At 74.8% G+C, this 19,151-nt stretch carries 15 protein-coding genes; 12 read left to right on the top strand and 3 right to left on the bottom strand.

Going from position 1 to position 19,151, the window contains the following annotated elements; genetic code table 11:
• Positions 1-91 precede the first annotated feature (91 nt).
• The 5 genes from ACZ6Z8_RS01765 to ACZ6Z8_RS01785 all read left to right on the top strand — a co-directional run bounded on the left by ACZ6Z8_RS01765 (position 92) and on the right by ACZ6Z8_RS01785 (position 5,665).
• On the top strand, positions 92-772 hold the full coding sequence (locus ACZ6Z8_RS01765) for a PAS domain-containing protein (protein WP_465605292.1): 681 nt from the start codon (positions 92-94) through the stop codon (positions 770-772).
• A 68-nt stretch (positions 773-840) separates the two neighbouring features.
• Positions 841-1,056 carry a hypothetical protein gene (locus ACZ6Z8_RS01770; protein ID WP_465605295.1) on the top strand — a complete coding sequence of 72 codons (216 nt, stop codon included), beginning with the start codon at positions 841-843 and terminating at the stop codon, positions 1,054-1,056.
• Between the two features lie 71 nt (positions 1,057-1,127).
• Positions 1,128-1,838 carry a pyrroloquinoline-quinone synthase PqqC gene (gene pqqC, locus ACZ6Z8_RS01775; RefSeq protein WP_465605298.1) on the top strand — a complete coding sequence of 237 codons (711 nt, stop codon included), beginning with the start codon at positions 1,128-1,130 and terminating at the stop codon, positions 1,836-1,838.
• A gap of 60 nt (positions 1,839-1,898) precedes the next feature.
• Positions 1,899-5,009, top strand: coding sequence for a hypothetical protein (locus ACZ6Z8_RS01780; RefSeq protein ID WP_465605301.1), 3,111 nt, complete (start codon positions 1,899-1,901; stop codon positions 5,007-5,009).
• Between the two features lie 152 nt (positions 5,010-5,161).
• Complete coding sequence (locus tag ACZ6Z8_RS01785; protein WP_465605304.1) at positions 5,162-5,665, top strand: LURP-one-related/scramblase family protein; 504 nt, start codon at positions 5,162-5,164, stop codon at positions 5,663-5,665.
• A 6-nt stretch (positions 5,666-5,671) separates the two neighbouring features.
• On the opposite strand, the gene ACZ6Z8_RS01790 is transcribed toward ACZ6Z8_RS01785, so the two are convergent.
• Positions 5,672-7,357: a PLP-dependent aminotransferase family protein gene (locus ACZ6Z8_RS01790; protein WP_465605307.1), complete on the bottom strand. Its 1,686-nt coding sequence runs from the start codon at positions 7,355-7,357 to the stop codon at positions 5,672-5,674.
• Positions 7,358-7,541: 184 nt separating this feature from the next.
• On the opposite strand from ACZ6Z8_RS01790, the gene ACZ6Z8_RS01795 reads away from it, so the two are divergent.
• Positions 7,542-8,027, top strand: coding sequence for an Lrp/AsnC family transcriptional regulator (locus ACZ6Z8_RS01795; protein ID WP_402813729.1), 486 nt, complete (start codon positions 7,542-7,544; stop codon positions 8,025-8,027).
• A gap of 87 nt (positions 8,028-8,114) precedes the next feature.
• Here the strand turns inward: ACZ6Z8_RS01795 and ACZ6Z8_RS01800 are convergent, their stop codons facing one another.
• Positions 8,115-8,771 carry a TetR/AcrR family transcriptional regulator gene (locus tag ACZ6Z8_RS01800; protein WP_465605311.1) on the bottom strand — a complete coding sequence of 219 codons (657 nt, stop codon included), beginning with the start codon at positions 8,769-8,771 and terminating at the stop codon, positions 8,115-8,117.
• Positions 8,772-8,876: 105 nt separating this feature from the next.
• On the opposite strand from ACZ6Z8_RS01800, the gene ACZ6Z8_RS01805 reads away from it, so the two are divergent.
• From ACZ6Z8_RS01805 to ACZ6Z8_RS01830, 6 genes are all read left to right on the top strand, one after another.
• Positions 8,877-9,512 (top strand): NAD(P)-dependent oxidoreductase, encoded by a 636-nt coding sequence (locus ACZ6Z8_RS01805; RefSeq protein WP_465605314.1) that lies wholly within the window; start codon positions 8,877-8,879, stop codon positions 9,510-9,512.
• 202 nt (positions 9,513-9,714) lie between these two features.
• Positions 9,715-9,882, top strand: coding sequence for an SflA family class IV lanthipeptide (locus tag ACZ6Z8_RS01810; RefSeq protein WP_396478598.1), 168 nt, complete (start codon positions 9,715-9,717; stop codon positions 9,880-9,882).
• Position 9,883: 1 nt separating this feature from the next.
• Positions 9,884-12,469, top strand: coding sequence for a class IV lanthionine synthetase LanL (lanL, locus tag ACZ6Z8_RS01815; RefSeq protein WP_465605318.1), 2,586 nt, complete (start codon positions 9,884-9,886; stop codon positions 12,467-12,469).
• Between the two features lie 47 nt (positions 12,470-12,516).
• A complete protein-coding gene (locus ACZ6Z8_RS01820; protein WP_465605320.1) occupies positions 12,517-13,299 on the top strand; it encodes an HAD-IIA family hydrolase in 783 nt (260 codons plus the stop codon).
• A gap of 100 nt (positions 13,300-13,399) precedes the next feature.
• Positions 13,400-13,864 (top strand): hypothetical protein, encoded by a 465-nt coding sequence (locus tag ACZ6Z8_RS01825; RefSeq protein WP_465605322.1) that lies wholly within the window; start codon positions 13,400-13,402, stop codon positions 13,862-13,864.
• Between the two features lie 47 nt (positions 13,865-13,911).
• Complete coding sequence (locus ACZ6Z8_RS01830) at positions 13,912-14,286, top strand: DUF6343 family protein (RefSeq protein ID WP_465605323.1); 375 nt, start codon at positions 13,912-13,914, stop codon at positions 14,284-14,286.
• 39 nt (positions 14,287-14,325) lie between these two features.
• Here the strand turns inward: ACZ6Z8_RS01830 and ACZ6Z8_RS01835 are convergent, their stop codons facing one another.
• Positions 14,326-18,927 carry an HAD-IC family P-type ATPase gene (locus ACZ6Z8_RS01835; RefSeq protein WP_465605324.1) on the bottom strand — a complete coding sequence of 1,534 codons (4,602 nt, stop codon included), beginning with the start codon at positions 18,925-18,927 and terminating at the stop codon, positions 14,326-14,328.
• Positions 18,928-19,151 lie beyond the last annotated feature (224 nt).

A 19,151-nucleotide genomic window follows, 5' to 3' on the forward strand; every position in this document is an offset into this window, starting at 1 on the left:
ATCACTACATGATTGTGTAGTGCTCGCACCGTCCGGAGACTTGCCTACGCCCCATCAGTTGCGGCCCGGTGCGACAGGAGGAGAACGACGCATGCGACCGATCGAGGGCCGCCGCCCCGCGCCGGTGACCAGGCAGGACCCGGCGGTGATCTGGCGCAACCGCGCCCTGCGGCTCATGGACCACGTGCCGCTGCCCATCGCGGTGTGCGAGTACGGCGGCCGGATCCTGATCGTCAACCGCGCGATGGCCGCCGAGTTCGGCCTGCTTCCCGGCCAGTTGCGCCACCAGCGGATCCTGGAGTTCTTCACCCTCCGGGACCGCGCCACCCTCCAGGCGCTCACCGAGGCCGTCCGGCTCCACCGCCGCTCGCAGTACCCGGCCAAGGTCTCCTGGACGCCCGCCGACGGCCGCGAACGGCAGGGCGAGATGACCGTCGAGCTGATCAGCGACTCCCCGGAGGAGACCCCGAACCTGCTGATCTCGCTGCGCACCCTCGCCGAGCCCCCCGCCCCGCCCGTCCCCCGGCAGCCCGGCCCGGGCGCCGAGGTCAGTCCGATCGAGGCCCGCATCCTCGCCGCGGCCGCCCGGGGCGCCACCACCGCCCGGATCGCCAAGGAGGTCGGGCTCACCACGGACGGCGTCAACTACCACCTCAGCCGGCTCTCCCGCCGCTGGCACCTGCCCAACCGCACCGCCCTGGTGGCCCGCGCCTACGCCCTCGGCGTCCTCGCCCCCGACACCTGGCCCCCGGAGGCCGCCGGCCCGCGCTGACGGGTCGTGGCCTGCGAACGGACGCGTCCGGCTCGCCGCCGCAGCGGGCGCGTGCTCTCGTAAGGCACATGATCACTTCATCGCTGGCCCGCCTGGCCGTCCCGCTCGCCACCACCGCCGTCCTCGTCCTCGTCGGCTCCGCCCCGGCCCGGGCCCTCCCCCACGACGTCACCGCCGAGCAGTGCCAGGAGAACGGCGGCACCGTCCAGGGCGGCGGGTACTGCGTGGGCGCCACCGGCGAGGACGAATGGGGTGCGGACATCGACGGACAGGGCATCGCCTAGAGTCCGCCCGAGTAGCGGAACGGGCACGCTCAGTGATTGAAAAAACACCGTACGCAAACGAAGCTGTGCGCATGACCGCCCCAGCACGGACCCCAGCACAGTTCACCGCGGACCTGCACGCCTACGCCGAGAAGTACTGGCACCGCCACCCCTTCCACCTCAAGCTCCACGAGGGCAGGCTGCCCCCCGGTCAGCTCCGGCTCTGGATCGCGAACCGCTGGTACTACCAGGCCTGCCTCCCACGGAAGGACGCGGCCGTGATCGCCAACTGCCCTGTGGCCGAGGTGCGGCGGCGCTGGACCCAGCGGATCGTCTACCAGGACGGGGCGGCCGACGGTCAGGGCGGCCACGAGGAGTGGCTCAGGCTCGCCGAGGCCGCCGGGCTCAAGCGGAGCGCCGTACTGGACGGGAGCCTGCTGCTGCCCGGGGTCCGCTTCGCCACCGACGCGTACGTGGACTTCGCCCGCACCCGTCCGTGGACCGAGTCGGTCGCCGCCTCGCTGACCGAGCTGTTCTCCCCGGACCTGATGCGCCGGCGGCTCGACGCCATCAAGACCCACTACACCTGGATCGACCCCTCCGGCCACGCCTACTTCACGGCCCGACCGCCGGTCGCCGCCGAGGACGCCGAGCACGCGCTGGGCCTGGTCACCACCTACTGCGTGACGCGGGCGGAGCAGGACTCCGCCCTCGCCGCGCTGTCGTTCAAGTGCGATGTCCTCTGGTCGATGCTCGACGCCATCGAACACGCTTCCGAAGAAGCCGCCGGAACCACCGCCTAGTCCTGGCCCGCCGCCCGTCCGGCCTGCCCCGTCGCCGTCCGATCCTCCGGAGGTCGTAGCGTGCCCCTGCTGCCCCCCACCGTCGTCGGACCGCTGTCCGAGTGCAGCACCTCGGTCCGTGTCCGCAACCAGCTCGTCGGCTCCACCGTCACCCTGCTCGTGAACGGCTCGCACACGGTCGGCGACCGGCTGGTCGGCGGCGGCGTCGCGACCTGGCCCGACCAGGAGTTCCCGCTCAACCCCGGTGTCGCCCTCCAGGCCGGCGACCAGGTCGCCGCGACCCAGCTGCTCGGTGGCGAGGTCAGCGCCGCCTCCGCGCAGCCGGTCGCCGTCCAGAAGAAGCCGGCCGTCATCGGCACCGTGCACTACGGCGGCCACCAGTACGTGTGCGGACAGTGCCTGTGGATCGACGGCGCGGTGCCCGGTGCCACCGTCACCGTGATGCAGGGCGCGAAGTTCCTGGGCAGCGCCACCGCCCCGGACGGCACCGCCCGCGTCCAGCTCGGTACCGCGATCGCCGCCGGTCAGGCGCTGACGGCCGAGCAGCAGGCCTGCGGCGACTCCGGCACGGCCACGCCCAGCCCGGTGCCGGACGCTCCGCCCCAGCAGCTGCCACCACCGGTCGTCCACGGTCCGCTGCTGGCCTGCCAGACCGGCGTGCCGGTGAGCGGCGTGTCCGAGGGAGCAGAGGTCACCCTGCACCGCACCGGCGTGCCCAACACGACGCGCGGCTGCTTCGACCTCGGCGCGTTGACGTTCCGGGTCCCGCCGCTGGTGCAGGGCGAGCTGGTCACCGCCGACCAGGCCTTCGCCACGTGCCAGGCGCTCGGCGGGACCTCGGCCGGCGTGGAGGTCGGGGCCGCCGACCAGGTTCCCGCGCCGGCCGTCGTCGCTCCGCTGTGCGCCGGCGCCACCTCGGTCCGGGTCACCGGGCTGGTGGTGGGCGCGCTGGTCACGGTCCTGGAGAACGGCGTCGTGCTCGGCACGGCGCAGGCCTTCGAGTCGAGCGCCGACCTCGACGTCCCCGCGCTGATCGGCGGCGGCACCGTCACCGCGCGCCAGGAGCTCTGCGGGTACACCGGCCCCGAGTCCGCGAAGGTGGGGGTCGACCCGCAGCCCGCGGGACTGCCCGCCCCGGCCGTGGTCCCACCGCTGTTCGAGTGCGCCTCCCGGGTCCGGGTCGCCAACGTGCACCCGGGCGCCCTGGTCCTCGTCTGCTCCGCGGCACTCGGCGCGCCGATCGGCCTCCAGTACGTCTACGCGGGACAGGCGGACATCCCGGTGGCACCGCTGCTCACCGCCGGGGACCAGGTCTACGCGGTGCAGCTCGGCTGCGGCCGGACCAGCCCCAGGTCGGCCCTGGTGACGGTGCAGAAGCTGGGCGCCGTCGAGCCGCCCACCGTGCGCACCCCGCTCACCGAGTGCACCCGCTGGGTGCGGGTGGACGGTGTGGTCCCGGGCGCCGACGTGGACGTCTACGTCAACGGCCAGTGGCAGGGGACGGCGACCTCGACGACCCCCAGCGTCCAGGTGGGCGTCTCCGGACCGCTGCGGCTGTACGACAAGGTGAGTGCCCGTCAGCGCATCTGCACCACCGTGACCGGGTTCGGCCCGTCCGCGACGGTGGCCTTCGGCCCGGTGTCGGTCACCACCCAGCACAACGACAACCGGCGTACCGGAGCCAATCTGCTGGAGGTGACGCTGCGACAGTCGAACGTCGGCCCGCAGACCTTCGGCAAGCTCTTCACCAGGGCGGTGGACGGCGAGATCTACGGCCAGCCGCTCTACCTCTGCCAGGTCGACGTGGCCGGCGTCGGGCAGCGCAACGTCGTCTACGTGGCGACCATGCACAACAGCGTGTACGCCTTCGACGCGGACGACCCGAACGCCTCGGCGCCGCTGTGGCACGCCCAGCTGGGCCCGTCGGTCGCGGTGCCCGATCCCAACATCGGCCCGCCCGGGTACGCGGACATCGCCGTCGAGATCGGCATCCTCAGCACACCCGTGATCCGCGCCGACCGGAACCTCATCTACGTCGTCGCCTTCACCAAGGAGGGCAACACCTACCACCACACCCTGCACGCCCTCGACCTGCGGTCGGGGCAGGAAGCCCTCGGCGGTCCGGTGCGGATCGCCGCCACAATCCCGGGAACGGGCGACGGCAGTGTCAACGGCACCATCACCTTCACCAGCAACCGCCAGATCCAACGGGCCGCGCTGACCCTGGTGAACAACCGGCTGTACGTCGCCTTCGCGGCCTACGGCGACCAGGGCCCTTACCACGGTTGGGTGTTCGGCTTCGACGCCGACGACCTGCGGCAGACCGGCGTGTACGTCACCACACCCGACACCGGCATGGGCGGGATCTGGCAGGCGGGACAGGGGCTGGCCGCGGACGAGAACGGCGACCTGTACTTCATGACCGGCAACGGCGGCTTCCGCGCCGACGGGTCGAACCTCTCCTGCAGCATCGTGAAGCTGAGCCCCGACCTCCAACTCCTGGACTGGTTCGCCCCGTTCAACCAGGCCTACCTGAACGGCCCCGCCGATCTGGACCTGGGCTCGGCCGGTCCGCTGCTGATCCCGAACACCAACCTCCTGCTGGGCGGCGGCAAGGAGGCGAAGTTCTACCTGCTGAACACCGGCGCGATGGGCCACTTCCAGGCCGGCTCCGACAGTCAGATCGTGCAGAGCTTCTGGCTGACCCAGAACCACACCAACAACCACATCCACGGCGGGCCGGTGTACTGGAACTTCCAGGACGGCCCGTGGGTCTACGTCTGGCCGGAGAACGTGCCGCTGCGCGCCTACCGCCTCTCCGGCGGGCTGCTGCAGACGGTCCCCGCCTCCACCAGCACCACCCCCGAGCCGCCCAGGCTCATCATGCCCGGCGGATTCCTCTCCCTCTCCGCCGACGGCAGCGATCCCGCCTCCGGACTGCTGTGGGCCTCGCACGTGCTCAAGGACGATGCCAACCATGCGGTGGTGGAAGGCGTCTTCCGCGTCTACCAGGCCTCCGACCTGACCAAGGAGCTGTGGAACAGCAAGATGAACGCCGCCCGGGACGACGTCGGCCTGTTCGCCAAGTTCGTGCCGCCGACCGTTGCGAACGGCAAGGTGTACCTGGCGACCGCCTCCGGGACGCTGAACGTCTACGGGCTGCTCGAATGAGCCCCGCCGTCCCGCGTTCCGCGTCCGGCCGGCGGAAGGTCGCGGACCGGTAAAGAGCACCACCCCCTGCCCCTCCCCCTCGCTGACCAGCCGCTACGCTCTGGGCCGCGCCGCGCCACGGGGGCCGGCGGATCCACCACGGGGGAACCACAGTGCGCTACCTGGTCCGCGACCGCATGTTCGCCTTCCACGAGGAGGCCTGGATCGAGACCGAGCAGCGGGAGAAGCTCTACCGCGTGAACCGGAAGTTCTTCCGGCTGCGCCGAACCTTCCGCCTGGTCGACACCCGCGGCGAGCACGTCGCGAGCATCGTCCGCAAGGCCTTCACCTTCCACCACACCCTGCTGATCAAGCAGGAGGGGCAGCCCACCGCGAAGGTCAGCAAGAAGCTGTTCAAGCTCTTCGGCGACCGCTTCAAGGTCCGCCTCGGCGACGGCCGCAAGCTGAGGATCAACGGCAACCTGTGGGACCGCGAGTTCGACATACGCCACGAGGGCACCACTCTGGCGCACGTCTCCCGCCGCTGGTTCACCGTCCGCGACGCCTACGCCGTGGACGTGATGAGCCAGCAGGACGCCCTGATCCTGGTCATCCTCGCGGTCTGCGTGGACCACGTGCTCCAGGACGCCAAGGGCGACCGGCTGACCAACCTCTGACGACGGTCAGGACGCGCCCAGAATCGCCGGGTCCTCGGCGAGTTCGGCCAGCAGGGCGTCCAGCTTGGCCCGGTCGACCGAGGGCATCACGAAGACGTGCACGTAGCTGCGCCGGGTGGCCTCGTCGCCCGGGACCATCAGCACGTCCTGGGAGGACAGTGACCACTTGGCCACCAGCTCCGGGCTCGGCTTGCGGAACCGCACGGTGACGGCGCCCGGGGTGCGGGCCGGCCAGAGCTCGACGCCGAGTTCGCGCTCCATCGCGGTCAGCCGCCGCTCCAGGTAGGCGGCCAGCTCCTGGGCCTCGCGGATCCGGTGCACCTGGTCCCGGTAGGAGTACCGGGACAGGTGGTCCCAGAGGATCAGCGGGGAGAAGCCGTTGCGGGAGCCGGCGAAGGTGGTGTCCGGGGCGCCGATGTAGTCCGGCTGGGACGGCGGCGAGATCTGGTACTTCACCTTGGTCATGTAGATGCCGCACGGCCACGGCGCGCCGGCCCACTTGTGGCCGCTCATCGCGATCGACGAGACCATGTCGACCTCACCGTGCCCGGCGGTGGGAAGCCGCAGGCCGAAGTCGAACTCGGGCAGCTCCGCCTCCGGCGTCCAGCCGTACTGCTCGGGGTCCTCGGCGGCCAGCCGCAGGAACGGCGCGTAGCCCGCGCCGAGCGCGCCGTCCACGTGGATCCAGAAACCGCGGCGCACGTCCACCAGCGGCCGGCCGGTCCGCGGGCAGCTGCCGTACACCACCTCGCGCCGGACCAGCCCGTGCCGCTCGAAGATCGGCAGCAGCCGCTCGCAGACCGCGCGGACGTCGTCGTGGGCGCCCTTGAAGGTGCTGCCGAGGTTGAGGTTGACGAAGACCGGGTGGCCCTTCGCGGCGAAGAACTCGACGAGTACGGCGAGGGCGTCGACGTCTATCTCGCCGGGGCCGTCCCAGGACAGGCCGGACGGGCCCGGGCGGGAGGGCACCTCGGTGGGCCAGGTGTTCAGGCCGGTCACCGGGTCGACCAGCGGGCACTCGTCGGCGTACTTCTCCAGGCCGACGGCGTGGAAGGTCTCCACGCCGAGGACGGCGACGGCCTTGGCGAAGGAGTAGTGGGTGTCCTCGGAGTAGAAGGCCACCGGGTGGTGGGCGTTGGGGTTCCGCCGGTCGGGGTCGGCCTTGACGTAGCGCACCGCGTCGAAGGGGGCGGCCGGCGGCTGGATCAGCGCCTTGCCGCTCAGGTAGTCCCGGGCGTTCCAGAGGGCGTACATGTTGCCCTCGGTCGAGCCCATGGACAGCATGTAGCCCCAGTAGGACTCCGGGTCGGCCGGGTCGTGCGGGCGCTCGGCGTGCCAGAGCTTGGCGTAGTAGTCGAGCACGGCCCGCTCGACGACCTTGGTGTTGGGCTTGTAGCCGCCGCTCTGGAACGGGTCGCCAAGGTTGTTGATGTTGTTCGGCATGAACCGGGCGAGGTCCAGCGCGGTGCCCTGCATGTCCTGGGTGGCCTGGTAGCCGACCAGGTGCTTGCGCTTGCGGGTCAGGTACTCGTCCACGGCGTCGAGCGCGCGCAGCCGCCGGTCGTCGTCCAGTCCGCCCTCGGGAAGCGTGAAGTCGCCGCCGTCCAGCTCCGGACCGGGATCGACGGCGATCGCGGTCGCGCGCGCGGTCGCGGTCTCGGTCTCGGCGGAGGGGAAGGCGGTCGGGCTCATGGGCGGGGCGCTCCGGGGGTGCGGTGGGGCGACGGGCCGTCGTCTGCGTCGACGACGGTGGTCGGTGAGGACCGTCCGCAAGGATGGAACTTCTGGGCGCTCTCCGGAAGCCTGTCCGAAGAACATTCGGTCCAGGCCCGATCAGGTTTGCGGATCTGCGGAACGGACTGCCATCCTGGCGGGCATGCCGAACAATCCGCAGGCCCGCCGGGCGCCGCTCGACGACGTGGACCGGGCGATCGTCCGCGCCCTGGCCGAGAACGCCCGCCTCCCGAACAACGCCCTCGCGGCCGCCGTCGGCATCGCCCCCTCCACCTGCCTGGCCCGCGTCCGGGCGCTCCAGGAGCGCGGCATCATCCGCGGCTTCCGGGCCGAACTCGACCCGGCCGCGATCGGGCTGCCGCTCCAGGCGATGATCTCGGTACGGCTGCGCGCCCACACCCGCGAGCAGAACGAGAGCTTCCGCAGCACCGCCCCCGACCTGCCCGGCGTGCTGGCCGTCTTCCACATGGCCGGCTCGGACGACTACCTGCTGCACGTCGGCGTCGCCGGGCCCGAGGAACTGCGCGACTTCGTCGTGGACCACCTCACCACCCACCCGGCGGTGGCCCAGACCCGCACCAACCTGATCTTCGAACAGATACCGGGCCGCCGTTACCTGGGGCGCTGACCAGCCGCCTCGGCCGCCTTCGGACAGCGGGCGATCGACCCGGCCGGCCCGGGCTGCGCACCCCGTCCCGGCGGAGGCGCCGGGTGCTCAGGCGTCCCCGGCCTCGATGCCGCCGAGCAGGGCGCGGACCGTCGTGCGGGCGAAGTCCTCCAGGGCGGCGGGGCGCAGGGCCCCGGGCGGGGCCTCGCCGGCGTAGAAGACCTCCAGGAAGGCACGGTGGAAGCAGGCGCCGATCAGCAGCATCGCGGCGGCGTCCGGGTCGACGTCGGCGGCGACCCGGCCGAGCCCCCGTTCGGCGCGCAGGTAGTCGGCCAGGTGCGAACTGACGTGGTGCGGACCGGCGTTGTCGAGCTTGCGGCGGTGGGCGGCGAGCAGCTCGGGGCTCGCGAGCAGCCCGCCGGCCATCGGGAAGGACTGCCGGTAGAACGGCACGGCGACCACCACCACGGCCTCCAGGTGCTCGCGCACGGTGCCCTGTCCGGCCCGGTCGGGGAGCTCGGCGACGGCGGCGGCCAGTCGCGGGGCGCGTTCGCGCAGCACACGGACGAAGATCTCCTCCTTGTCCCGGAAGTGCTTGTACAGCGCCGCCTCCGAGCAGCCGGCCTCCCGGGCGATCTCCTTGGTGGTGGCCCGGACCAACCCGACGGTGCCGATCAGCCGGGCGGCGGCGTCCAGCACCCGCGCCCTGGTCAGCGCCGCTCCGGTGAGCGGCCGGTCTTCCTCGTGTGCCCCGTCCTCGGTCATGCGCACCAGCCTACCTTGACAGGTGAGTGAGCACTCACCCACCCTGGAGGCGAGAAGGAAGTGAGCACTCACCCACCTCACACCCGCCCACCCCCTGGAGGGGTCATGAAACTCGCCGTTCTGGGCGCCACCGGCGGCATCGGCCGCCACCTGGTGACCCTCGCCCTCGCCGACGGGCACCACGTCACGGCCGCCGTCCGCGACCCGGCCCGGCTGCCCGTCCAGCACGAGCGGCTGACCGTGGTGCGGGCCGACGCGCTCGACCCCGCCTCACTGGAACCCGTGATCGACGGCGCCGACGCGGTCCTGTCCGGCATCGGCCAGGCCGGCCGGACCGACCCGCTCAAGCCGGCCTCGAACTCGGCCCGCGCGGCGGCCACCGCCATGGCGGCCGTCGGGGTGCGCCGCATCCTGGTGGTCAGCGCCGCACCGCTCAACCGCTCCGGGGCCGGGCAGCCCTTCCTCACCGCGAAGGCCTTCAGCCCGCTGCTCTGGGCGGTGCTCCGGGACGTGTACACCGACCTGGAGGCGATGGAACGGGTACTGCGGGAGAGCGACCTGGACTGGACGGCCGTCCGCCCGCCGCGGCTGACCGACCGGCCGGGCCGGGGCCGCTACCGGCACGCCGTCGAGGCCGGACCGGCCGGCTCCAGCATCCCGCGCGCCGACGTGGCCCGGGCCATGCTGGACCTGGTCCCCGACCGGACGAGCTTCCGGCACGCGGTCGGCGTCAGCTCCTGAGCCGGGCGGCCGCCGCGCCCAGAGGCATGTTTACGGTTCCTCCACGGATGTGCTCAGGAAGTGGAGTTGATGCGTCCTGACCCCTTGTCAGGCGGAACCTTCCTCCCTACCTTCGTGGATCGGGATCCCGGCCCACTGCGCCAGTCGCACGGGCCGCGGCCCGCACCATCACCGGAGGCACGACAAGATCTGGAGGTTTCCCATGCCCGGAACCATGATCGAGGAGATCCGCGACGCGGGTCCGCTGCTGGTCGATGACGAGACCATCGCGTTCGAGGACGACGACCGCACCGACCGCGAGGCCACGGCGTGTCTGGCCGACCCGTGGGTGACGGCGACCACCCGGTTCGCCTGCGACTTCAACTCCTGACGTGACCGGTTCCGCCGCCGGCCGCCGCGGGTGGTCCGATGACACCTGGACCTACCTGAACGATCCGCGGATGCCGGCGGTGGAACACGGATGGAAGCTGCACGTCTCGGCGCGGCCCGGCGAGCTGGCGGCCGTGATCGGACTCGTCCGGCCGGTGCTGCTGCGGTACGTCTGCCACGCCAAGTGGGCGAGCGGCCCGGAGGTCCTGCGGGAGCTCAACTCCGGGACGCGCGGCGCGGGTTCGGTCGGGAAGGCGATCACGGTGTACCCGGCGCCCGGCACGGTGGTCGCGCTCGCCGAGGAGCTGGTCGCGGTGCTGCGCGGGCGCGAGGGGCCGACGGTGGTGAGCGACCGGCGGGTCGATCCGGACGCGCCGGTCCACTACCGCTACGGGCCCTTCACCGGCGACTACCGGACCGGCCGGAGCGGGCGGCTGGAATCCGTCATGGTCGGCCCGGACGGCCGGGTCTTCGACGGCCTGGCGGCCGGTTCCTACCGGTGCCCGCCGTGGGCCGAGGACCCCTTCGAACGGCGGGCGGCCGCGGCGGCCCGACCGCAGGCCTCCCCCCGACTCGGCGGCGGACGCTACCGGGTCACCGCCGGCATCGCGCGCAAGCCGCAGGGCAACGTCTACCGGGCGGTCGACCTGACCACCGGACTGCCGGTGGTGGTCAAGCAGGCCCGGGCCTTCGTCGCCGAGGAGGAGTCCGGGGCGGACGCCCGGGACCGGCTGCGCAACGAGCGGGCGGTGCTCACCGCGCTCGACGGCCTCCCCGGGGTGCCCCGGGTCATCGACTCCTTCCGGCACCGCGCGGACGAGTACCTGGTGATGAGCAGCTGCGGCGACCGGGACCTGCGGCGGGAGGTCCTGGAGCGCGGCCCGTACGAGGCCGACCGGCTGGCCGGACTGGCCGCCCGGCTGCTGCGGCTGCTGGACGCCATCCACCGCCGGGGCGTGGTGGTCCGCGACCTGAAGCCCGACAACGTGGCACTCGACGCCGAAGGCCGGTGCCGGCTGGTCGACTTCGGGATCAGCGCCATCGACGGCGCCGCCCCGGACGGGGCGACGCCCGGCTACAGCGAACCGGTACGGCGCCCGGCCGGGCAGCCGGCCCGGCCCGCCGACGACTACTACGCGCTGGGCGCGACCCTCGGCTTCGCCGCCACCGGCCTGGACCCGGTCATCGTCGACGCCGACCCCGCCGTCAACCGGGACCGCACCCTGGCCGGGCTGGCCCGGGCGCTCCCCGGCGACGACCACCGCCGGTTCCGCGAGCTGATCGCCGAGCTGACGAGCCTCGATCCGGCCGTACGGACCGCCGGCGCCGACCGGCTGCGCACTGGGAAGCCCCGGGCGGCGTCCCGGGAGGCCGAGCCGCCGCGGGTCGACGCCGACCTGCTCCGGGAGATCGTCGAGCACACCACCGGGTACTGCGTCGCCGAGGCCGGGCGGATCGTCGACCCGGTGCTCTCCGCGCGCACGGCCGTGCCGACCCCGGTCGACGTCTACGGCGGGAGTGCGGGCCTCGGCCTGGAGCTCCTCCACCACCTCCACCGGCCCGGGGTGCCGGAGGCCGTCGAGGCGCTGGCGCGGTGGACGGCGGGTCGGTCCCGCAGCCTGTCGCCGGGCTTCTACTCAGGCCGTACCGGCGTCGACCTGTTCCTCGCCGAGGCCGGGATCGGCACGGGCGGGATCGGCACGGCCGGGATCGGCACGGGCGGGGCCAGCCCGGACGGGGCCGCCGTGCGTGGCGCCGTCGTGAACAGGGCCGAGGACCTGCCGACGCGGGGCCCGGACGGCGGGCCGCCCGAGGCGGACCTGATCGAGGGCGTCGCCGGGATCGGCATCGGCCGCCTGCTGCTCGCCCGGTGCTCCCCGGCGGACCGCGCCCGGCACCTCGCCGTCGCCGCCGAGTGCGCCCGGATGCTGGCCTCCGGCCGGGCCCGGCTGTCGCCCGCGGGCGCCGACACCGTCGGCCGGGCCGCCCTGCGCGAGGGGCTCGCGCACGGCACCGCGGGTGTCGCCTACTTCCTTCTGGAATACGGGAGTTCGAGCGGAGATCCGGCCGACCTGCGCCGGGCGGGGCAGGCCTGCGCGGAGCTCGCCGCCGTCACCCCGGAGCTCCTCGCCCGGGCCACCGCCCCGGGGGCGACCCGCCGCTACGGCTCCTGGTGCCGGGGACTCGCCGGGGTCGGGACGGTGCTCGTCCGGGCCGCCGACCGACTGGGCGAGCCCGGGTACCTCGCCCTCGCCCAGCAGGCCGCCCGCACCTGCGCCGCGCTCGCGCCGCGGATGCCGCTGGTCGGCCAGTGCTGCGGGCTCGCGGGCGTCGGCGACCTCCTGGTGGACGTCGCGGTCGCCTCCGGAACCCCGGGATCCTCCGCCTCCGAGGAGTTCTGGGACGCCGCCCGGGCCGTCGCGGCCGTCATCCTCAGCCGCAGCGGCGGCGCCCCGGCCCGCCCGGTCTTCCCGGACCCGGGTCTCGCCCGGGCGAGCGCCACCTGGGCGGGCGGCTCCGCCGGGGTCCTCGGCTTCCTGCGGCGGCTGCACGACCGGGGCGGACCGCGCCTCGGCCTCATCGGCTGACGGACGGACGCCGGGCCCCCCGCCCGCGGCGGCGCTATGTTCGGGTCATGGGACGACCCGAAGGCGTGCTGCTCGACATCGACGGCGTGCTCACGGTGGACTGGCAGCCGCTCCCCGGAGCCGTGGCGGCGCTGCGCCGGCTGCACACCGAGGGCCTGCCGTACGTGCTGCTGACCAACACCACCTCCCGCACCCGGCGGTCCGTCGCCGAGGCCCTCGCCGCGGCCGGGTTCCCGGTCGGCGTCGAGTCCGTGCTCACCGCGCCCGCCGCCACCGCCGCCCGGCTGGCGGGCTCCCGCTGCCTGCTGCTCAACAGCGGCGACATCCGGGCGGACCTGGAGCCCGTCTCCCTGGTCGACGACCCGGCCGAGGCCGAGGTGGTCCTGACCGGTGGCGCGGGTCCCGAGTTCGACTACCCGGCGCTCGACCGCGCCTTCACGGCCCTCCAGCGCGGCGCCCGACTGGTCGCCATGCACCGCAACGCCTACTGGCGGACCGGGGACGGGCTGCGGCTGGACGGCGGTGCCTTCGTCGCCGCGCTGGAGTACGCGGCCGGGGTGCGGGCCGAGGTGCTCGGCAAACCGGCCGAGGCGTTCTTCACCGCCGCCCTGGACCGGCTCGGGCTCGCCGCGGACCGGGCGCTGATGGTCGGCGACGACATCGAGTCCGATGTGCTCGCCGCCCAGCGGTACGGGATCACCGGCGTCCTGGTGCGCACCGGCAAGGCCGCCCCGGGCGCCCCGCGCCGCGGCGACGGCGACCCGGACCACGTCCTCGACTCGGTGGCGGACCTGCCGGAGCTGCTGTCCCGGCTCCGGCGGGAACGCTGAAGGTGCGGCGGCCCGCCCGGTGTGCGTCCCTGGTCCTCGAACGGACCGGACAGAACCGATCTCGGACAGAACAGACGCAGCGGACAGAACGGAGAAGTCGATGGGCCTGCCCCTGCTCGCCGGCCATGTCCTCGTTCGCCTCACGGACGGCGCGCCGGAGGTCGCCGGGGCCGTCCTCGACGCCCTGGAGGCGGCCTTCCCGACGCACACCGGCCGGGGCCGGACCCGGATCGGCAACGCGTGGGACGTACCGCCCACCCTGACCTCGGAGAGCACCTGGACGGTCGCCGAGGCCGGGCCCGAGGGCACCGAGGCGATCCCCGGGCCGGGGCCGGCGGTGAGCACCTCGCAGGCCTTCGACGTCCAGAGCCCGGCCCCGCCACCGGGGCCGCCCGCTCTGACCGGCGAGGCCACGGCCGAGCTGCTCGGCGCGCCCGAGCACGTCGAGACGATGCTGCGGGCGCTCTCCGCGCTCTGCCGGGTGGACGAGGAGGACCGCCAGGAGCAGGGCCCACAGCTGACCGTCCGCCTGCGGCTCGGGTGTCCCGCGGACGATGCCGGGTAGGCGCACGGCGACGGAACCACTGGCCGGACACATCCACGGGAGCCACCATGGCCGGACGACACACGCGACGCGGGGCAGGTGAGCGCCACGACTTCCCGCACACCCCGAGCGGCCCCGGCCGGACGACGCCCGAACTGCGGCCCCAGCCCGGGGTGCGCCGGGGCACCGAGCCGGTGAACGCCCGGTCCAACCTGGAGCTGCGACGGCTGCTGTCCCGGATCTCCCTGGTGCTGTTCCTCTGCGGGACGGTGGCCTTCGCCGTACTGGCCGCACTCGCCGCCCCGGGCCCGCCGCCCAACCGGGGCCTGTACGCCGTCCTCGCCGCCGTGTGCCTGGCCTTCGCGGGGATCAGCGCGCTCGACCTGAGGGTGATCCGCCGCCGCCTGGCCGCCGGGCAGGGGCGCGACGCCCGTCGGCACTGATACGTGAACGGAACGCTCGACCGGGCCGCCCGGCCCCGCTCACGACCGCTTGCCCCGTACGGCCGACACCGCGCGGGCCAGTGCCACCAGCACCAGCCGCTCGGCCTGCGGGATCAGCGGCGGCGCGGCGACGGCGACCGCGATCGAGGCCGCCACGCCCGCCCAGGCCACCGGGCCGAGCGGGGTGCAGCCGAAGAACCGGCTGACGCCCGGCGTCTGCACGATCAGCGCCAGCGCGGCCGCGGAACCCAGCACCGTCGCCAGCACCAGCGGGCTGCGGGCCCGCCCGGTCAGGGTCTGGGCCAGCTGGGCGCCGACAACGCCGCACAGGGCCATCGTGCTGGTGCGCCGGACCGAGCCGGGGGTCGCGGTCCCGATCAGCCAGGCGGTGGCCGCGCCGAGGGCGGTGACCAGGCCGCGGTGGCGGATCTGCCGGGCGAGCGGGGCGTCCAGCGCGGCGGTACCGACCCGCTGGGCGGCTTCGCCGTCCGGGGCATCGTCCCGCGGGGTGACCGCGACGGCCATCGCCGGGAACATGTCGGTGAGCAGGTTGACCAGCAGGATCTGCCGGGTGGACATCGGGGCGCGCCCGGACAGCAGGGTGCCCAGCAGGGAGAAGCCGATCTCGCCGGCGTTGCCGCCGATCAGGATGGTGATCGCGTCCGCGACGCTGCGCCACAGCGCCCGGCCCTCGTCCACGGCGTCGGTCAGCACGGTCAGTTCGTCGTCGGTGATCACCAGGTCGGCCGCATTGCGGGCGGCCGCCGAACCCCGGGCGGCGATCCCGATCCCGACGTCGGCCGAGCGGATGGCGGCGGCGTCGTTGGCGCCGTCCCCGACCATCGCCACCACCCGCCCGGATTCCCGGAGCGCCTCGACCACCAGCACCTTCTGCTCGGGGGCGACCCGGGCGACGACGTCGCAGTCGCCCAGCGCCCGGGCGCGGCCGGTCCGGTCGAGGCCGGCCAGCTCGTCGCCGGTCGCCAGGGTGAGGTCCTCGGGCCAGCCGAGGGCGAGGGCGACCGCGCGGGCCGTGGCCGGGTGGTCGCCGGTGAGCATCACGGGCCGTACGCCGGTGGCGCGAAGCCCCTCGATCAGCGCCGCGGATCCGGATCGCGGGGTGTCGGCCAGAGCGACGAAGCCGACCAGTTCCAGCCCCTCCAACGGCCGGTCGAGCGCCGCGTCGTCGGCGTCGGGAAGCGGTCGCAGCGCGACGGCGAGGACCCGCAGGCCCTCGGCGCCCAGGGCCGCCACGGTCGCTTCCCCGGTCTCCGCCGCGCCCGCGCAGGCCGGCAGCACGGCTTCGGGCGCGCCCTTGACCACCAGCAGCGCCCGTCCGTCGTCCGCCGTCCCGGTCGCGGCCGCGTAGCCGCGGCTGGCCTCGAAGGGCAGCGTCTGGGCGGGCGTCCAGCCGAGGTCGTCCGGTGCGGCGGCGAGCACCGCCTCGTCGGTGGAGTGAGCGTGCACGGCCTCACCCTCGTCGGCGGGCGGGCAGGCCCGGGCAGCCGTCCGCAGGACGTCGACGGCCGTGGGGTCGTCGGCCGGGTGGCGGGTGCCGTCGGCCGTGGCGACGCGGGTCACCCGCAGCCGGTTCTCGGTCAGGGTGCCGGTCTTGTCGAAGCAGACGGTGTCCATCCGGCCGAGCGCCTCCAGGGCGCGCGGGGTGCGGACCAGCACGCCCTGACGGCTGAGCCGGCGGGCCGCGGCCAGCTGGGCGACGGTGGCCACCAGCGGCAGGCCCTCGGGTACGGCGGCCACCGCCACGGCCAGCCCGCCCCGGACGGCCTCGCGCACCGGGCTGCCGCGCAGCACCGCGATTCCCGCGACGGCGGCTCCGCCGAGCAGGGTGAACGGCAGGCTGCGGTCGGTCAGTTCGCGCAGCCGGGCCTGGACTCCCCCGGCGGGCGGGGTGCGGGCGGCGAGGTGGGCGGCCCGTCCGGCCTCGGTGTCCTCTCCGGTGCCGACGACGACGGCCCGGGCGTGTCCGGCCACCACGGTGGTGCCCTCGAAGACCATGCAGCGACGGTCGGCGACCGTCGCCTCGGGGGTGGCGTCCAGCTGCTTCGCGACCGGGAGGGACTCACCGGTCAGCGCGGACTCGTCCACCTCCAGCTCGTCCACCTCGATCAGCCGGGCGTCGGCGGGCACCACCTCTCCGGTGCTCAGGTCGATGAGCTGACCCGGCCTCAGGTCGGCGGCGCCGATCCTCCGGGTCCGCTCGCCGTCGACCACCGTGACGCGCTGATGCTGCGTCACTTCCAGGGCGGACAGCGCCCGTTCGGAGCGTAGCCGCTGGAACGCGCCGATCAGCGCGTTCATCGTGAGGGCTCCGGCGACCAGCGCCGCGTCCACGGTCGATCCCAGCAGGGCGGAGGCCGTCGCCCCGACGAGCAGGACCGGCGTCAGCGGATCGTCGAGCTCGGAGTGCACCGCGCCGACCATCCGGCCGACACGGCGCAGCGGCGGGTGGGCGGTGAGCCGCCGAACCCACGGCGCGTCGCGGTGAGCCGGACGTCGGGCGGCCGTGAGCCGCGCCAGCGCCTCCTTGGGCGCGAGCGCGTGCCAGGGGACGCGCGGCGGCGGGTGGGGCGCCCGGCGGGTGCTGACCCGCAGGGCGGCCCGCCAGCCCGAGAGCAGGGCCGCGGCGGTGGCGACGTTGACCGGCGAGAGCCGGGCGGCGAGCGGGAGGGTGCCGTGCGGGCGCCGGCCCCGGGTGACGACCAGGAGACCGGACAGCGCGGCGCTCGCCTCGGCCAGGGTCTTGGAGTGGCGGGCGACGGTACGGGCGGCGGGGATCGCGGCCAGCAGCCGCCAGGCGGCGTCGAGACCGGTCAGGCCGTCCGGGCCGTGCGGGTGCTCCTGGCCGGTCGGGTCCTCCTGCCCGTTGGGGCTGTTCCGGCCGCTCCGGCCGCTCCGGCCGTTCAGCAGGAGGAGGTCCGCGCCCCACACCACCGCGCTGTCCGGGTCGGTCACCGCGACCGCGAGGTCGCCGCGCAGCAGTCCGGCGAGGAGTTCGCGGGCCTCCTCCGTCAACTCCGCTGCCCCGTGCGCCGGAACGCGGGCGATGGTGAGCACCACCCTTCCCTCACGCTGGAGTTCACGCACCACGTCAGCCAACGGCCTTTCGGCGCCGACCAGTTGGTCGGCCAGGGCACCGAAGTCGCCGAGCGTCCCGTCGTCGGCCACCACGACGTGCAGGCCGGCCCGGCGGGCGGCGTCCAGCGCGGCCTCGGCCACCGGGGCGATCTCCCGGCCGACCAGGACCGTACCGACGTCCACGCCCCCGGCGGACGCGACCAGCAGCCCCGTCCCGGCGTCCGGCCGGCCGGCCCGGTCCGGCACCGGCCGGAGTTCGAGGTCCGCCCCGGGCCGGTCCAGGGCGGCGACGGCCGCCTGCCACAGCCGGTCGTGGTCCCAGTCGGGCACGGTGGGATGGGCCTCCAGGACCGTTCTGCCCGTGCCGCGCAGCGAGTCGGGGTGCAGCACCACGGTGTCCACGAGCTCCAGTCGGCGCAGCCGCTCCAGGTTGCGGACCAGGACGCCCTCGCGGGCGAGCGCGGTGCCCAGCGCGGAGGTGAACGCGGCGGGGCCGTAACGCGCGGCCTTCGGGTTGCCCGCCACCAGCCCCTCGGCGGCCTCCGCCACGTCGCGGGTGAACAGCAGGGCCGCGGCGGTGCCGAGCAGGGTGCTGCCGACCGCCTGGTCCGCGAACTCCTCGCCGGGCAGCGGGCGCAGCGCGGGCCGGGCGGTTCCGGCACCCGCGACGCTCAGCCGTCCGGGCGCGCAGACCGTGTCGTGCGCGGCGTCGAAGGCGGCGGCGCCGGCGATCGTCTCCATCAGCCGCCCGGTGCGCAGCAGCGCGTCCAGGGCGAGCGCGCCGGGAGACTGCCCGGCGCCGTACGCCGCGGCGCCCGCGGCCGCCATCGCCAGGTCGGCGCCGGCCTCGCCGAGCCGGCGGCGCAGCAGGGCGCGGACGTCCGGGTCCTCGCGGACCAGGGAGACCAGGGCGGTGGCCAGCCGGGGCCCGGTGCGCAGCGGAACCGCCCGGGCTCCCACGGCGGTGACGAATCCGACGGCGTCGCAGGCCAGCGCGACCGCCTGGGCGCGGACGCCGCCGGTCCGCCCGGGGTGGGCGGTCTCCAGGACGTCCTCGTCCACCCGTTCCAGGCGCTGTCCGGCGGCGAGTTCGGTGGCCCGCTCCACCACGCGGTCGGTGGCCGCGTCCTGGGTCAGCTGCACCACCAGCCGGGCGAGGCCGCCGTCCCAGTAGGCGGCGATCACGTCCGGTCGGCGGGCCAGCCCCAGCGCCACCCGCCGGGCCGCCGCCTCGACGTTGCGCGCCGTGCCGGCGCCCCGGGGGCGCAGCGGCAGCTGGATCCGCGAGCCCGCGTGCCAGTAGCCGGTGCCGGCCTCGGCCGCGCTCCGGGCGACCCTGCCCACCCGGATCGCCGTCCCGGCGGCCGAGGAGGCGGTCCGGACGGTGCTGCGGACGGTGGTGCGGGCCCCGACGCGCCCGGCCTCGGCGGCCACCCGGGCGGCGGCGCGGGCCGTGGGCACGGCGGAGCGTGCGAGGACCACCGGTACGGCCAGGGTCAGTCCCAGGCCCGTCGCCGGTAGTCGGGTCAGTCGGCGCAGCACCACGGCTCGGCCCCGATCCGCCGGGTCAGCCGCTCTTCCGCCGGGACGACCCGGCGGACGCGGCGACGGTGGTCCGGCGGCGGCTCGGAGTGCCCCGGGTGCGCGGCTTCGCCGTCCTGGCCGCTCCGCTCCCACCTCCCGGATCTCCCGTCCGAGCGGTTGAGGCGGCGGACCCCGTGGAACTCCTCGGCCGCGCCTGGGTCAGCCACACGGCCGCGGCACCGGCC

It is taken from the genome of Kitasatospora sp. NPDC101108, assembly GCF_055584725.1.

Coding starts and splice junctions, on each gene's coding strand:
- ACZ6Z8_RS01765 (WP_465605292.1), top strand. CDS start 92: ATGCGACCGATCGAGGGCCGCCGCCCCGCGCCGGTGACCAGGCAGGAC.
- ACZ6Z8_RS01770 (WP_465605295.1), top strand. CDS start 841: ATGATCACTTCATCGCTGGCCCGCCTGGCCGTCCCGCTCGCCACCACC.
- pqqC (WP_465605298.1), top strand. CDS start 1,128: ATGACCGCCCCAGCACGGACCCCAGCACAGTTCACCGCGGACCTGCAC.
- ACZ6Z8_RS01790 (WP_465605307.1), bottom strand. CDS start 7,357: ATGAGCCCGACCGCCTTCCCCTCCGCCGAGACCGAGACCGCGACCGCG.
- ACZ6Z8_RS01795 (WP_402813729.1), top strand. CDS start 7,542: ATGCCGAACAATCCGCAGGCCCGCCGGGCGCCGCTCGACGACGTGGAC.
- ACZ6Z8_RS01800 (WP_465605311.1), bottom strand. CDS start 8,771: ATGACCGAGGACGGGGCACACGAGGAAGACCGGCCGCTCACCGGAGCG.
- ACZ6Z8_RS01805 (WP_465605314.1), top strand. CDS start 8,877: ATGAAACTCGCCGTTCTGGGCGCCACCGGCGGCATCGGCCGCCACCTG.
- ACZ6Z8_RS01810 (WP_396478598.1), top strand. CDS start 9,715: ATGCCCGGAACCATGATCGAGGAGATCCGCGACGCGGGTCCGCTGCTG.
- ACZ6Z8_RS01820 (WP_465605320.1), top strand. CDS start 12,517: ATGGGACGACCCGAAGGCGTGCTGCTCGACATCGACGGCGTGCTCACG.
- ACZ6Z8_RS01825 (WP_465605322.1), top strand. CDS start 13,400: ATGGGCCTGCCCCTGCTCGCCGGCCATGTCCTCGTTCGCCTCACGGAC.
- ACZ6Z8_RS01830 (WP_465605323.1), top strand. CDS start 13,912: ATGGCCGGACGACACACGCGACGCGGGGCAGGTGAGCGCCACGACTTC.